We start from the raw sequence: 13,394 nt of genomic DNA on the forward strand, positions 1-13,394 counted from the left end.
ATGACCGCTACAACCGCACCGGCCAAGAAGGCCACCTACGCGCCGCTCGAGTTGTTCGACACCGACCGGCTGCTCGACGAAGACGAGCGCGACATCGCCGCCACGGTCCGCAAGTTCGTCGACACCCAGCTCAAGCCCAACGTCGAGCAGTGGTTCGAATCGGCAACGCTGCCAAAAGAACTCGGCAAGGAATTCGGCAAGCTGGGCGTCCTCGGCATGCATCTGGAGGGCTACGGCTGCGCCGGCACCAATGCCGTCAGCTACGGCCTGGCCTGCATGGAGCTCGAAGCCGGTGACAGCGGTTTCCGCAGTTTCGTGTCGGTGCAGGGCTCGCTGTCGATGTTCTCGATCCACCGCTACGGATCCGAGGAGCAGAAGAACGAATGGCTCCCCCGACTGGCGACCGGTGACGCGATCGGCTGCTTCGGCCTGACCGAGCCCGATTTCGGCTCCAACCCAGCAGGCATGCGCACGCGTGCTCGCCGTGACGGCAGCGACTGGGTGCTCAACGGCACCAAGATGTGGATCACCAACGGCAATCTCGCCGACGTGGCGACCGTGTGGGCGCAGACCGACGACGGCATCCGGGGCTTCCTCGTCCCCACCGACACCCCGGGATTCACCGCCAACGAGATCCACCGCAAGCTCTCGCTGCGGGCTTCGGTGACCTCCGAGCTGGTGCTCGACAACGTCCGCCTGCCCGCATCGGCACAGCTGCCGCTTGCCGAAGGGCTCAGCGCGCCGCTGTCCTGCCTCAACGAGGCCCGGTTCGGCATCGTGTTCGGCTCGCTCGGCGCGGCCCGCGACAGCCTGGAAACCGCGATCGCCTACGCGCAGTCGCGCGAGGTGTTCGACCGGCCGCTGTCGAGTTTCCAGCTCTCGCAGGAGAAGCTCGCCAACATGACCGTCGAGCTCGGCAAGGGCATGCTGCTCGCGATCCACCTGGGCCGCATCAAGGATGCCGAAGGCGTGCGTCCCGAGCAGGTGTCGCTGGGCAAGCTCAACAATGTCCGCGAAGCCCTCGCGATCGCCCGCGAATGCCGAACCTTGTTGGGCGGCAGCGGAATCACGTTGGAGTACTCGCCGCTGCGGCACGCAAACAACCTGGAATCGGTGCTGACCTATGAGGGTACGTCCGAGATGCATCTGCTCTCGATCGGTAAGGCGTTGACCGGTCAGGCGGCCTTTCGCTGATGAGCGCACAGATCCAGCACCTCATCGGCGGCGAGTGGTTGACGGGCAGCGGCGGTGAACTGCGCAGCCTCAACCCGGCCCGCCCCAGCATCGTCGTGGCCGAGGGCGCAGGCGCCGTCGCATCCGATGTCGACGCGGCCGTGGCCGCCGCCGGCGAGGCGTTCGCCGCGTGGGCAGCCACGCCGATCCACCAGCGCGGCGCGGTGCTGCTCGCCGCCGCTGACGTGACCGACCGTAATGCCGAGGCGTGGGGTCTTGAGCTGGCCACCGAGGAAGGCAAGACGCGCGCCGAGGGCGTGGGCGAAGTCCGCCGGGCCGCGCAGATCCTGCGGTACTACGGCAACGAGGGCGATCGCCAGGCCGGCGAGATCTTCGCCTCACCGCGGGCCGGTGAACAGATCCTGGTGACGCGCAAGCCCATTGGTGTCGTCGGGGTGATCACGCCGTTCAACTTCCCGATCGCTATCCCGGCGTGGAAGATCGCGCCTGCTCTGGTGTACGGCAACGCCGTGGTGTGGAAGCCCGCGAGCACCGTTCCGCTGCTGGCGATGCGGCTTGCCGAGGCGCTGACGACCGCCGGGCTACCTGCCGGCGTGCTCAACCTGCTCGTCGGCGGCTCGGCCATCGGCGATGCGATCGTCGGCCACACCGGCATCGACGCCATCACCTTCACCGGGTCCACCGGAATCGGGCGCCGGATCGCCTCAGCCGCTGCCGCGCGCGGGGTGCCGGTGCAGGCCGAGATGGGCGGCAAGAACGCCGCGGTGGTGCTCGATGACGCCGACCTCGACCTCGCCGTCGAACAGGTGATGCTGGGCGCGTTCCGGTCGACGGGCCAGAAGTGCACGGCCACATCACGATTGATCGTCACCGGCGGGATCGCCGACCGGTTCTTGGCCGTGCTGGCCGAGCGGGCGGGGGCGCTCACCGTCGGCGACCCGACCGACGATGCGACGCAGATGGGCCCCGTCGTCAACGACTCCGCACACAAGTCGATCTCGACGGGCATCGAGGCCGCCACCGCTCAGGGCGCCACGCTGGTGGCCGGCGGTGTTCCCTACACCGACGGTCCGCTCACCGAGGGCTATTTCATTCCTCCGACGGTCGTCGAGCTCAACGGCACATCCGCGGACGTCTGGACCGAGGAGTTGTTCGGCCCCGTACTCGCCGTCAAACGGGCCGGCGATGCCGATGAGGCGTTCGCCTTGGCCAACGACAGCGAATTCGGGCTGTCGGCAGCGGTGTTCACGCAGGACGTCACGCGGGCGTTGCAGGCCGTCGACCACATCGACGTCGGAGTGCTGCACATCAACTCCGAGTCGGCGGGCGCCGATCCGCACGTACCGTTCGGCGGGGCCAAGAAGAGCGGGCTCGGTCCGAAAGAACAGGGTGGCGCGGCTCGCGAGTTCTTCACCCACACCACCACGGTGTATCTGCGCGGTGGAAAGGCAGGCGTATGACTGGCGCGCTCGACGGCGTGGTCGTGGTGGATTTCAGCCGGGTGCTCGCGGGCCCGTACGCGACGATGATGCTGGGTGACTTCGGCGCCGAGGTCATCAAAGTCGAACGCCCCGGCGTCGGCGACGACACGCGCCAGTGGGGACCGCCATACGATTCGGCCGGCGTGGCAACGTATTTCAACGCCGTGAACCGCAACAAACGATCTGTGGTGCTGGACCTGACCGATCCGGCTGATGTGCACCGGGCCCGCGACCTGGTGGCCGGGGCCGACATCGTGGTGGAGAACTTCCGGCCGGGGACCATGGAGAAACTCGGGCTCGGGTACGACGATCTCCGCGCGATCCGCCCGGACGTCATCTACTGCTCGATCACCGGATTCGGCCGCGACGGCGGTGCTGACCTGCCCGGGTATGACCTGCTGGTGCAGGCCGTAGGCGGTTTGATGAGCGTGACCGGCACCGAGCCGGGCGATCCCACCAAAACCGGTGTGGCGCTGGTGGATGTCCTGTCGGGCCTGCACGCGTTGAGCGGCATCCTGGCCGCGCTGAACCACCGCAACCGCACCGGCGAAGGGCAGCGCGTCGACACCAACCTGTTGTCGGTCTTGTTGTCGTCCATGGTGAATCAGGCCTCGGGATACCTCGGGGCGGGCGCGGTGCCGCAGATCATGGGTAACCGTCATCCCAGCATCGCGCCCTACCAAACCTTCGACACCGCCGACCGGCCCATCGCGATCGCCGTCGGAAACGACAAGCAGTTCCGCGCTTTCGCCGCCGCCATCGGCAGCCCCGAGCTTGCCGACGATCCCCGGTTCTCGTCGAATCCCCAACGCGTGGCGAACCGCGATGCGTTGTGCGCGCTGATCGAAACCGAGTTGAAGAGCAACGGCGCCGACCACTGGTACACCGTGTTGACCGCGGTGGGCGTGCCGGCCGGCCCGATCAACGACCTCGCCGAAGCGTTCGCGTTCGCCCGTGAGCTCGGGATCGAGGCCGAGGTGTCGGTGCCCGATTCGCCCACCCCGCAGGTGGCGAACCCGGTCACGTTGTCGGCGACTCCGGTCACCTATCGCAGCGGGCCGCCCGCACTGGGATAGGTCCCTGGGGAGACGGCGCCTGCGGGGATGTCGATATGTGCTGGGCCGATTCCTGTGACGAGCGTGCAGCCTGTTGCGATGTCGCCGCATTCCGGGCGCAAGAGCCTGCACGTTCGTCACAGTGCAGCACAAAGAGGTCCGAACCTGGTGGGCCTGGGCTCACCCGACAGATCTAGCCGGACCGCCGGCTCGCGAGCAGCCGTCGCGCCTTGAGCGCCAACCAGAGTTGCGCCCGGCTGTCCGCGGATTCGAGGTCGTCGCCCAAAACCTCGCTGATGCGGCGCAGGCGATTGCGCAGGGTGTGCCGGTGGACCCCGAGATCCAATGCGGCGGCTTCGACCTGGCCATTGCGCCGCAGGAACGCCTCGAGCGTATCGACCAGTTCGTCACCAACGAGAGGATCCACGGGAGTCGCGAGCACCCGGAGCTCGGCGCTACTGCGGCCGCCGAGAAGCACGCCGTAGGCGCCCAATTCGCCGAACTCGGTGAAACCGGAACCCGACCGCACCGCGAGACGCGCTTGCTCCAGGCCCACGGTGACATCCGAGATCCGGACGGGCAGGCTGGCTCCGCCGCCTGGTGGCAACTTGTCATCGGAGATGATGTTGAGAAACCGACGCCGGCTGCCGTCGGCCGGCAGCACGATCACGAGTTCGTCGCCGATCGGCGCCATCAGGAAGCTGCTCAGCAGCCGCCCCAGCGCTTGTTCGGCCTCCAGGACCGGCCCCACGCTGTTGAACACCACCACGACGACTTCGCTGTCCGGCTCAAAACCGAAGTAGCGCAACACCGCATTGTCCACCGACCCGGAGCCACACAACAGTTCACGCGTCACCGCGGTGCGTAACAGTTGTTCGGCGTCGCTCACTCGTGCCGGCTTCTCGATCGCGATCGAAATGAGGGACACCGCGTGCGCCACGAGCAGGCGGTCCGAGTTGGTCATCGGCCCCGCCGACCGCACCGCCAGCTGACCGCGCACCGGTTGGGCGGCCCTGAGGTTTTGGATCGTGACGAAGGCGTCGTCGTCAGCGGTCACGTAGCCGCCGTGCCGGCGGCCCGGTGGAACCGACTCGGTCAGCACCCCGATCAGCCGCTCCTGTTCGGCGCCTGCGGCGGCCAGCACGGTGTTGTCGGTGTCGACGACGACGACGGTCGCCGACAAGCAGTCCGCGAGTGCACTCACCACGCCGGGGATGCCGCCCCGCAACGTCGCGCGGGCGAGCACTTCCTGTTGGTCGACGACCTGTTGGACCGAGCGCAGCTCGTCGGCCTTGAGCGCATCGATCACCACCCGCGCGATCGCGATGAACGGTGTCGAGGCGGGCACCTTCAGCACCGGAATGCCGGCCTGTTCACTGGCGGCGCGCACACCGGCCGGCACATCGGTGAAGGTCGTGCCCGTGTCGACGGCGAGCGCAGCGGTGCCTGCCGCTGCCAGTCGCGCGACGTATTCGGCTTGTGCAGCGGCATCAGCCCCGATGTTGATACCCGTCGTCATCACGAGCTCGCCCCCCGCGAGGTACGGGGTGGGGTCGGCGAGCTCGATCGCGTGCGCCCAGGAGATTTCGCGGTCGGCGGCCTGCGTTCCGGCGACCAACGACAGGCCAAGGCTCTCGACTTGAGCCAGGTCCCGTGCAGTGATCGCCACAGGAGCAGTCTTACTCGCTCACTGCCGCACAAGCCACCGAGGCCACCCTCCCCTGCCGAGCCTGCTCCGCAGCGGAGACGAACGCACTGAACAACCGCAGCCGGTCGGCTTCCGGTCCGTATTCGTCTTCGGGATGCCACTGCACGCCGAGGTAGAAGCGCGATGGATCCTCGATGCCTTCGACGATGCCGTCCAGCGCCCGAGCGGCCACGACGAGTCCTTCGCCCACACGGTCGACCGCCTGGTGGTGGCCGGACCGCCCGGTGATCCGCTCGGCGTCGAGGATCGACGCCAGTCGCGTGCCCGCAACGATGTCGATCGGCTCGTCGACGAACTCGGGTTCGCCGGGTGCGCCGTGATGCAGTTTGTAGTCGACGATGTCGGGAATGATGGTGCCGCCTCGCGCGACATTGAGCAGTTGCGAGCCTCTGCAGATTCCGAATATCGGACGTTCGGCGGCCTCCGCGGCGGCGATGGCGGCGAACGCGTCGCGGTCGGCACGCGCGTCGACACCGTACGCCTTCGGGTTCGGCGTGCTGACGCCGTAGCACGAACCGTCGATGTCGCCCCCGCCGAGCAGCAGGAGACCGTCGAATTCTGCTGCAGCCGACGGGTTGTCGAGCGCTTCGGTGGTGTCCCACAGTTCGTACGACGCGCCGAGCTCGATCAACGTTGTCAATGCGAGGCGCGTAAACCGGCGGATGAGCGCGACGTCCTCGGCGCTGATGTCCGGGAAGTTGAGCGAGGCCAGCACGCACACGTGGGCACGGGGCGTCTGCGGCATCGCCAGATCCGGGGTGACGTCTTGACCGCTCACCCGGTCTGCCGCGGACTGAGGGCTGCTCACTTGGTTTCCTTTCGTTTGCGGGCACGATCGACCAGATCGGCGAACAGTGCGGCGTCGGTGTCCGATGTGGCATGCCGGTCCTCGGGATGCCATTGGACCGCGACGATGTCGGACCGCCGGTGCTCGACCGCCTCAACGATGCCGTCGGCGGCGACGGCAGTCACCGTCAAATCGGTGCCCAATCGGTCCAGTGCCTGATGATGGTAGGACGACACCGCAATGCTCTCGCAACCGACGATGGCGTGCAGTCGCGAGCCCGTCACGACCTCGACGTCGTGAATGGCGTTGTGGTGCAGGGTGTTCGTTTCGCACACGTGCTGCGTGAGACTGCCGCCGAGCGCGACGTTGAGCACTTGCATACCCCGACAGATGGCCAGGGCCGGTATGTCGAGTTCGATGACGGCACGGGTGACGCCGAGATCGAAGTCGTCCTGAAACGCCACCGTATCGTGCGTCTCGTCGGCGGGTTCCTGCCCGTAGCGGCCGGGTTCGATGTCGGCGCCGCCCGGAAGCAGAACGCCGTCGAAAGCCGCCAAGCGGCCCGGCAATTCGGCCACCGGATCGGCGGCGGGGCCGTGCAGGACGACGGGCTCGCCGCCCGCCGCCCACACCGCTTCACAGATGGCTTCGGCGGCAAGGGTTGCCGAGAAGCGCAGGATCGGCACCTGCACGGCCCGCCGGCCGATGACGGCGACCAGCGGTCTGATCACTGCGACCCGCCGAACGGATAGTCGAGGGTCGGCAGCCATTCCTTCCATACCTCGTGCAGGCGTCCCGAATCGATCAGCCGGCCGAGTGCGCCGTCGAGTTCGGCCAACGTGTCCGGCCGGCCCTTGGCGACCGCGATCCCCCACTTGTTGGCAGTCTGCACTGTGAAGGCCAGTTCGTAGTCGGGGTGCGTCGTGCCGAGCGGGACGAACACCACGTCGTCGTCGACCACCGCGTCGACGTCCTTGGCGAGCAATGCGGCCAACATGTCGGCGTACACGTCGTCGGAGCCGGGTCCGAACGCCACCGGCACTGCGCCGGTGAAGGTTTCGACGAGCGCCATGTTGGTGCTGTTCTCGATCGCGGCGACCTTGCGGCCCACGAGATCCTCGGGTGTGTGGATGCCGGCACCTCGCCGGACCAACACCCCCTCGTGGAAGATCGCATACGGCCGGGTGAAGTCGACCTGCGCCTGCCGCTCGGCCGTGATGCCCTGACCGCACAGCACCGCGTCGGCGTCGCCGCGCTGCACGGCGGGGATCATGTCGACCCACGGCACCCGTACCCACTCGACGGGCCGGCCGAGTTCGGCGCCCAGCGCTTCGGCGACGCCGGGTTCGTAGCCCGTACGGCCGTGCTCCGGCGTCCACAGCGAAAACAGCGGCGGTGCTTCGGCGTCGAGGCAAGCCAGCCTCAGCGTGGCGCTCACGGCGTGTCATCCCAGTACATATCGCGCTCCCAATCAGTGACGTATCCACAGAATCGAGCCCACTCATCGGCATGGAAGTCGATGAGCAGATCCGACAACTTCGGTCCGAAGGCTTGCGTCAGCACCTCGTCGGCCCGGAAGGCATCGATGGCCTCACCCAGCGTCAGCGGCAGGGCGGGGAACCGTGTGTCCTGCGCGGTGTCGTACGACGAGCCCTGGGTCGGCTGTCCCGGGTCGATGGCGTTCTTCATCCCGTCCTCGCAAGCCGCGAGGATCACCGCGTGCGACAGGTAGGGGTTCACACTCGCGTCGGGCAGCTTGTACTCGAGGCGGCCGTTGGCCGACAACCGGACCGTGCAGGTCTTGTTGTCCAGTCCCCAGTTGATCCGCGACGGCGCGAACTGCCCTGCGTCCCAATACCGCTTGTAGGAGTTGACGGTCGAACCGTTGACGAGCATGGCGCCGGCCGTGTGCGCCAGCAGTCCGCCGAGTGCGTGCTGGCCGATCTCGGACAGGTGCAGCTCGGTGACCCCAGGATCGGCGAGCACGTTGACGTCGTCGCGCCAGAAGCTGAAGTTGTGGTGGCAGCCGTTGCCCATCATCCCGGTGGCCGGTTTGGGCATGAAACTCGCGTGGATACCGAGTTCGCGCGCCACCTGCTTGCAGATCTGGCGGTAGGTGGTCAGCCGGTCGGCGGTGAGATCGGCGCGGTCGTACATGAAGTTGAGCTCGACCTGGAACTCGTCTTCGTAGTCGCCTTCGATCATGTCCAGACCGAGCGCCTGCGCGTACTCGATCACCCTCTTGACGATCGGCCGGTTCCGCTCGAGGTGCTCGATGTGATACGCGGGGCTCGATCCGGGCCGGAAGCTCGCCTCCAAACCCTCGCCCTGCCATGTCATCTCGGGTTCGCAGCCGGTGCGCAGTTCCAGCCCGGTGCGGTCGATGAACGCGGTATGCATGCGTCGCAGCAAACCTCGGGTGTCGCAGGCGAATTCGGCGCCGGCACCCTCGGCCAGGTGGTCGGGCTCGTAGAGCCGGCAGAACACCCGGGCGAACGTGGTGTCCCAGGGCAGCACCGCGAAGGTCTCCAGGTCCGGGACCGCGGTGTATTCGGGGGCGTTCACGCCGCCGGCGAGGAGCACACCCTCGCGGGTGGCCTGCAGGTTGGCGACCGCGGTCTGGTGCTGTTGTACGCCCTTGGTGGCCAGTCGTTCGAAGTGCCGGGCCGGGGCGACCTTGCCGACCACCCGACCGGTGATCGTGATCGCCTGGAAATACACGAATTCCACGCCGCGGTCGGCGATCGTGTCCAGGGCCGCGGCGAGATCGGGACTGGTGGCGTTCGTCTGGCGATGCGAGTCGAGTGGTGTCGTAGTCATCGGGTCACCTCTTTGTTGGGAAGGGATCGGAAGTTCTCACGCCGTCACGTCGACGGCGGTGAAGGCTTCACGGAGCACGCGGCACCGTGCGGGGCTGAGGTTGACGGCGACCGTCCCGACATGCCGGTCGTCGCGGTGGTAGGTCGCGATGACGCCGCCGGTGAGGTCGTCGAGAGTGCCGTCGTCGAAACGGATTTCGTCGGCGAGAGCGGGCGATCCGTAGCTCTGCAGACGCAGGTCTAGCTGATCGCTCCAGAACGCCGGAATGGGTGCGAACGGCGTGGTGTCGTCGGGCTCGCCGGCCAGTCGTCCGGCCAGGGTCGCCGCGGCCCGTTTGGCGGTGTCGCTCGGAATCGACCAGTGCTCGACGCGGCGGGCCACGTCGTCGAAGAGCGGGTTGGGGAAGCGGGCGAGATCTCCGACCGCGACGGCATCGGCGGCCCCGACGACCGCGAGATGGTTGTCGGTCAGGACGCCGTCGCCGAGGTCGAGCCCATGGCCGTCGAGCCACTCGACGTTGCAGACCGATCCGACGGCCTCGACCACGACGTCGGCGGACAAGGTTTCGCCCGTTCCGAGTTCGACGCCGGTGACGACGTCGTCGCCGGTGAACGCGGCAACCCCGGTTCCGATGACGAAGTCGATGCCCTTGGCGGTGTGTTGGCGCTGGATCGCGGTGGCCAGTTCGGTGCCCAGGACGCGCTGCATCGGTGGGCCGACCGGTTCGACGACGGTCACGTGGTGCCCGAGTGCACTCAGGGTTCCCGCCACCTCGCAGCCGATGAACCCGCCACCGACGACGACGACACGGCCGTGGGCCGGCAACGCATTGCGCAGGCCGAGACAGTCTTCGACGGTGCGTAGCACGTGGCGTCCCCGCTCGGGGCCGGGCACGGTGAGCCGGCGCGGCCGCAACCCGGTCGCGATCACGAGCCCGTCGTAGGACACCGTCTCGCCGGAATCCACCGTGACGGTGTGGGCGTCGAGGTCGGCGTCCCGCACGTACGCGCCGAAGTGGAAGTCGACGTCGGCCACACTGGCCCGGCGGCGGAAGGCCAGACGGCCGGCCAGCTCGTCGGGTGTCACCGAATCAGGTTTGGCGAGAGCATCTTTCGACAGCGGCGGGCGGTTGTAGGGAAAGTGCGGCTCCGCGGAGAACACCGTGATGGGTCCGGCGTGGCCGAGCGCGCGCAGTTGCTCGGCAGACCGCAGGCCGGCCAGCGAGCCGCCGACGACGGCGACGTGACGCGGGGCCGACATCAGTCCTCGATGAAGATGGCCTGGGCCGGGCATACGTCCGCGGCTTCCTCGACGTAGTCGCGCTCGGAATCATCGGGGTTGCCGTTGAATTCGAGCTTTCCGTCGTCGTTCATCGTGAAGACGGCGGGGGCGGCGATGGCGCACTGGCCATGGTCCTGGCAGAGCGAGAGATCGACGGTGACGCGCATGGATAGTCCTTTCGTGCTGTTCGGTCAGGGGGCTGGGGTGAAGCCGATGGGCAGCTGGATCGGCCCGGTGTTCCCCGAGTCGGGCAACCAGGTGGCACCGGGCAATTCGTGGGGTTCGCGCAGCCGGCGGGCGAGCAGGGGCAGCGCCTCGCTCATATCCGAGCGGGCCACGAAGTGTCCGAGGCAGTGATGGGCGCCGCCGCCGAACCCGAAGTGCGGTTTACGCTCAGCGGTGATGTCGAACCCCGGCTCGAACACGCGGGGGTCGGTGCCTGCCGACTCGCTGTAGAGATGGACCGTGGTGCCCGCCGTGAGCATGGCGCCTTCGTATTCGAAGTCCTCCAGCACTTCTCGCGTCACCCACCGCACGGTCGGGTTGACCCGCATGACCTCCTCGACGGCCTTGCCGCCGAGGTCCGGCTGGTCGGCGAGCAGCCGCCACTGCTCCAGGTTGGCCATGAAGGTCTGCATCGCGAGGCCGAGCTGGTTGCGGGTCGTGTCGAATCCGCCGAAGATCAAGAGCACCATGGCATCTCGCAGCTCGGTGTCGCTGAACCTGCCGTCTTCGGGGCGTGACGCGTTGACCAGTGCCGTGACGAAGTCGTCGCGCGGGTTCTTCCGGCGATCGGCGATGAGGTCGTCACAGTAGGTGTAGAGCCGCTGCAACGCAGCCTCGATCTTGGGCAGGTCTTCGCGCAGCGTCACGCCCAGCGCGAGCCCGATCGTCACCGATTCGGTGGAGATGATCCGCCACTCGCCCTCGGGGATGCCGAGCATGATCGCGATCACCCGCGCGGCATACGGTTCGGCGAACTCGCTCACGAATTCGCAGCGATCCGGCTCGGCGAAGTTGTCGATGAGCTCGTTGGCCAGCGCCTGGAATCTCGGCACCAGACCACCGATGAGCTTGGGCGAGAACGCGGGATTCATGAGCCGGCGCAGCCGGTGGTGCTCTTCGCCCTCCTTATTGAGGATCCAGCTGGCGAACCACTCGGCGAACGGACCCTCGGTCACGCCGTTGTGCGCAGGCCAGGCGACGCTGCCCTGCCGCAGCTTCGGGTGTTTGAGCAGGCGGCTGACCTGCTCGTAGCGCAGCACCGCGATGCCGTACGGGGTGGTGGCATACCAGCTCTGCTCGCGGGCCTCGTGCACCTCGGCCGACGTGATGGAGAACGCCGGATCGGCGACGTCGAAGACGGGGACGGGGCCGAGGGTGGTGGACGACATCGGGATTACCTCCGAGATCTCGGGACCGAATGGTCACTAAATACTCTAGAAGTAGATTCTTAATGTCAATAGGTGAATGCGAGTTGGTCGTTAAGTACCGATTACGAAGAGTTCACCGCCGGTTTGAGCGCTGGTCTCAGCGGGCTTCGGGCCAGGCGATCGCCAGAACCCAGCCGATGCCCAATGGCATCTCGGCCACCTCGCGGAATGCCGACGAATCGCCTGCCGGGCCCGCGGTGGGCATGGCGGGAAGCCGTGAGCCGACGATCCAGCGGGGCGTGTTCGCGGCGATGACTCGCCGTTCGGTGCTGATCACGACGGCGTCCTCGCTCGTCTGCCGCAGCACCTCGAGCAGCTTGCGTTCGACGTCGCCGACCACCAGATCAGCGCCCGCCACCCCGAGGAAGGTCCCGTCGTCGGTGACGATCGGAATCGTCGCGGTGATCGTGTACATGTCCGACCCGCTGTAGTCGACATAGGGGCCGTAGGCCACGCGCGCCTGACCTCGCAGCGCGAGCTGATACCAGTCCATCTGCAGGTAGTCGTAGACGTCGACGCTCGTCGGGTCGAAGTTGAGGCGCAGCCGGGCCACTCGGTCGTCGCGTCGCTGCCACCAGGCCAGATAGCGCTCACGACCTTCGACGACGAACGGGGCCGCGATGAAACCCATGCCCCACACGCCCCGCTCGTCCTGCAGAAGCTCGGCGAGCATGCGCTGCAGTCCACTGAAGTGGCCCTCGGTCAGCGCGGCCCGGGGCGGGCGGCTGCGCAGGACCACCTCGGCGATGCGGCCGAGCAGCGCATAGATCGGCTCCAAGGGCTGCGAGGCCTGCTCGGCGAGGCGGTGTGCCAGCGTGTCGTCGATCATCCGGCGGATTCCTGGGTCGTCAGGTCGAGATGGACCGAAGTCAGACGCGGAAGCTGGCCCATCACATGGTCTTCGGCAAGGCGACGCGCCTCGAGCGGGTTCTCGGCGGCCACCGCCGCGGCGATCGCGTGCAGCTCCTCGACATATGCGCCGACGTCTATCGGCGGGCCGATCGGCAGCCAGATCAGGCCCGCCACCTCGGCCTGTAGGTTGGCTTCCCGGCGCGCCAGCCGTGCCGATTGGGAGGCCACGGCCACCTCGATGTGAAACCGGCTGTCGGCGCGGATGCGGTCGCCCAATGTGGTGGCCGAGTCGAGTTGATCGGTGAAGGCAAAGAGCCGACGCACCACATACGGGGCCGCCCGTTCGGCCGCGAGCCGGGCCGCCTGGCCGGCGATCGCGGTGTGCTCGTCGAACAGATCACGCAGGTCCGAGGCACTCATCGCAGACAGCCGCGCGGCGAGCTGGTCGACGGGCGGGCCCGCGGGCCGCCGGACGAACGATCCACCGCTGCGTCCGCGCCGCGTCTCGACCAACTCCTGTTCGCGCAGAGTGGCCAGCGCTTCCCGCACGGTCATGGGTGCGACACCGAACTGGGCGGCCAGGTCGACCTCGACCGGCAGCCGCTCACCGTCGTCGAGCAACCCCAGATGGATCGCCTCGGTGATGCGCTGCACGATCTCGTCGGCCCGGCCCACCGGGGCCTCTGGCGCGACGAGGGGTGACAACGACGACACCGGCGCTCCTCCTCCGCGAACACCCTCACTGGAGAGTCCGTCGTCGGCAATCTACCCGATTTTGAACGA

13 protein-coding genes are annotated in these 13,394 nt (G+C 67.6%); 3 read left to right on the plus strand and 10 right to left on the minus strand.

What is annotated here, in order from left to right; translation table 11 throughout:
• The 3 genes from ACOI2T_RS25850 to ACOI2T_RS25860 are packed head-to-tail and all read left to right on the plus strand — an operon-like array spanning position 1 to position 3,751.
• Complete coding sequence (locus ACOI2T_RS25850; RefSeq protein WP_067856516.1) at positions 1–1,194, plus strand: acyl-CoA dehydrogenase family protein; 1,194 nt, start codon at positions 1–3, stop codon at positions 1,192–1,194.
• Positions 1,194–2,654, plus strand: coding sequence for an aldehyde dehydrogenase family protein (locus ACOI2T_RS25855; RefSeq protein ID WP_409505984.1), 1,461 nt, complete (start codon positions 1,194–1,196; stop codon positions 2,652–2,654). The genes ACOI2T_RS25850 and ACOI2T_RS25855 overlap by 1 nt, the downstream gene beginning before the upstream one ends.
• Positions 2,651–3,751: a CaiB/BaiF CoA transferase family protein gene (locus ACOI2T_RS25860; RefSeq protein WP_409505983.1), complete on the plus strand. Its 1,101-nt coding sequence runs from the start codon at positions 2,651–2,653 to the stop codon at positions 3,749–3,751. Before ACOI2T_RS25855 ends, ACOI2T_RS25860 begins: the two co-directional genes overlap by 4 nt.
• Positions 3,752–3,923: 172 nt before the next feature.
• On the opposite strand, the gene ACOI2T_RS25865 is transcribed toward ACOI2T_RS25860, so the two are convergent.
• From ACOI2T_RS25865 to ACOI2T_RS25910, 10 genes are all read right to left on the minus strand, one after another.
• Positions 3,924–5,399, minus strand: a complete 1,476-nt coding sequence (locus tag ACOI2T_RS25865) for a PucR family transcriptional regulator (protein ID WP_409505982.1) — start codon at positions 5,397–5,399, stop codon at positions 3,924–3,926.
• A gap of 10 nt (positions 5,400–5,409) precedes the next feature.
• Positions 5,410–6,246, minus strand: a complete 837-nt coding sequence (locus ACOI2T_RS25870) for a gamma-glutamyl-gamma-aminobutyrate hydrolase family protein (RefSeq protein ID WP_409505981.1) — start codon at positions 6,244–6,246, stop codon at positions 5,410–5,412.
• On the minus strand, positions 6,243–6,956 hold the full coding sequence (locus ACOI2T_RS25875) for a gamma-glutamyl-gamma-aminobutyrate hydrolase family protein (protein ID WP_409505980.1): 714 nt from the start codon (positions 6,954–6,956) through the stop codon (positions 6,243–6,245). The genes ACOI2T_RS25870 and ACOI2T_RS25875 overlap by 4 nt, the downstream gene beginning before the upstream one ends.
• Positions 6,953–7,663 carry an ABC transporter substrate-binding protein gene (locus ACOI2T_RS25880; protein ID WP_409505979.1) on the minus strand — a complete coding sequence of 237 codons (711 nt, stop codon included), beginning with the start codon at positions 7,661–7,663 and terminating at the stop codon, positions 6,953–6,955. Before ACOI2T_RS25880 ends, ACOI2T_RS25875 begins: the two co-directional genes overlap by 4 nt.
• Positions 7,660–9,045, minus strand: coding sequence for a glutamine synthetase family protein (locus ACOI2T_RS25885; protein ID WP_409505978.1), 1,386 nt, complete (start codon positions 9,043–9,045; stop codon positions 7,660–7,662). The genes ACOI2T_RS25880 and ACOI2T_RS25885 overlap by 4 nt, the downstream gene beginning before the upstream one ends.
• Before the next feature lie 36 nt (positions 9,046–9,081).
• The gene (locus ACOI2T_RS25890) at positions 9,082–10,305 is read right to left on the minus strand and encodes an NAD(P)/FAD-dependent oxidoreductase (protein ID WP_409505977.1); all 1,224 of its coding nucleotides are present in this window, start codon (positions 10,303–10,305) and stop codon (positions 9,082–9,084) included.
• Positions 10,305–10,493 (minus strand): ferredoxin, encoded by a 189-nt coding sequence (locus tag ACOI2T_RS25895; protein WP_067856493.1) that lies wholly within the window; start codon positions 10,491–10,493, stop codon positions 10,305–10,307. Before ACOI2T_RS25895 ends, ACOI2T_RS25890 begins: the two co-directional genes overlap by 1 nt.
• Positions 10,494–10,517: 24 nt before the next feature.
• Positions 10,518–11,720, minus strand: a complete 1,203-nt coding sequence (locus tag ACOI2T_RS25900) for a cytochrome P450 (RefSeq protein WP_409505976.1) — start codon at positions 11,718–11,720, stop codon at positions 10,518–10,520.
• Positions 11,721–11,856: 136 nt separating this feature from the next.
• A complete protein-coding gene (locus tag ACOI2T_RS25905; protein ID WP_409505975.1) occupies positions 11,857–12,588 on the minus strand; it encodes a PDC sensor domain-containing protein in 732 nt (243 codons plus the stop codon).
• A complete protein-coding gene (locus ACOI2T_RS25910) occupies positions 12,585–13,325 on the minus strand; it encodes a FadR/GntR family transcriptional regulator (protein ID WP_067856484.1) in 741 nt (246 codons plus the stop codon). The genes ACOI2T_RS25905 and ACOI2T_RS25910 overlap by 4 nt, the downstream gene beginning before the upstream one ends.
• Between the last annotated feature and the right edge of the window lie 69 nt (positions 13,326–13,394).

Origin of the sequence: Mycolicibacterium wolinskyi str. Jessa 2025 (assembly GCF_049241375.1) — a bacterium.
GTDB classification, from domain to species: domain Bacteria; phylum Actinomycetota; class Actinomycetes; order Mycobacteriales; family Mycobacteriaceae; genus Mycobacterium; species Mycobacterium wolinskyi.

Bases quoted from the DNA above. Each gene is read 5' to 3' on its own strand.
- ACOI2T_RS25850 (WP_067856516.1), top strand. From the start codon at position 1: ATGACCGCTACAACCGCACCGGCCAAGAAGGCCACCTACGCGCCGCTC.
- ACOI2T_RS25855 (WP_409505984.1), top strand. From the start codon at position 1,194: ATGAGCGCACAGATCCAGCACCTCATCGGCGGCGAGTGGTTGACGGGC.
- ACOI2T_RS25860 (WP_409505983.1), top strand. From the start codon at position 2,651: ATGACTGGCGCGCTCGACGGCGTGGTCGTGGTGGATTTCAGCCGGGTG.
- ACOI2T_RS25885 (WP_409505978.1), bottom strand. From the start codon at position 9,045: ATGACTACGACACCACTCGACTCGCATCGCCAGACGAACGCCACCAGT.
- ACOI2T_RS25890 (WP_409505977.1), bottom strand. From the start codon at position 10,305: ATGTCGGCCCCGCGTCACGTCGCCGTCGTCGGCGGCTCGCTGGCCGGC.
- ACOI2T_RS25895 (WP_067856493.1), bottom strand. From the start codon at position 10,493: ATGCGCGTCACCGTCGATCTCTCGCTCTGCCAGGACCATGGCCAGTGC.
- ACOI2T_RS25900 (WP_409505976.1), bottom strand. From the start codon at position 11,720: ATGTCGTCCACCACCCTCGGCCCCGTCCCCGTCTTCGACGTCGCCGAT.
- ACOI2T_RS25905 (WP_409505975.1), bottom strand. From the start codon at position 12,588: ATGATCGACGACACGCTGGCACACCGCCTCGCCGAGCAGGCCTCGCAG.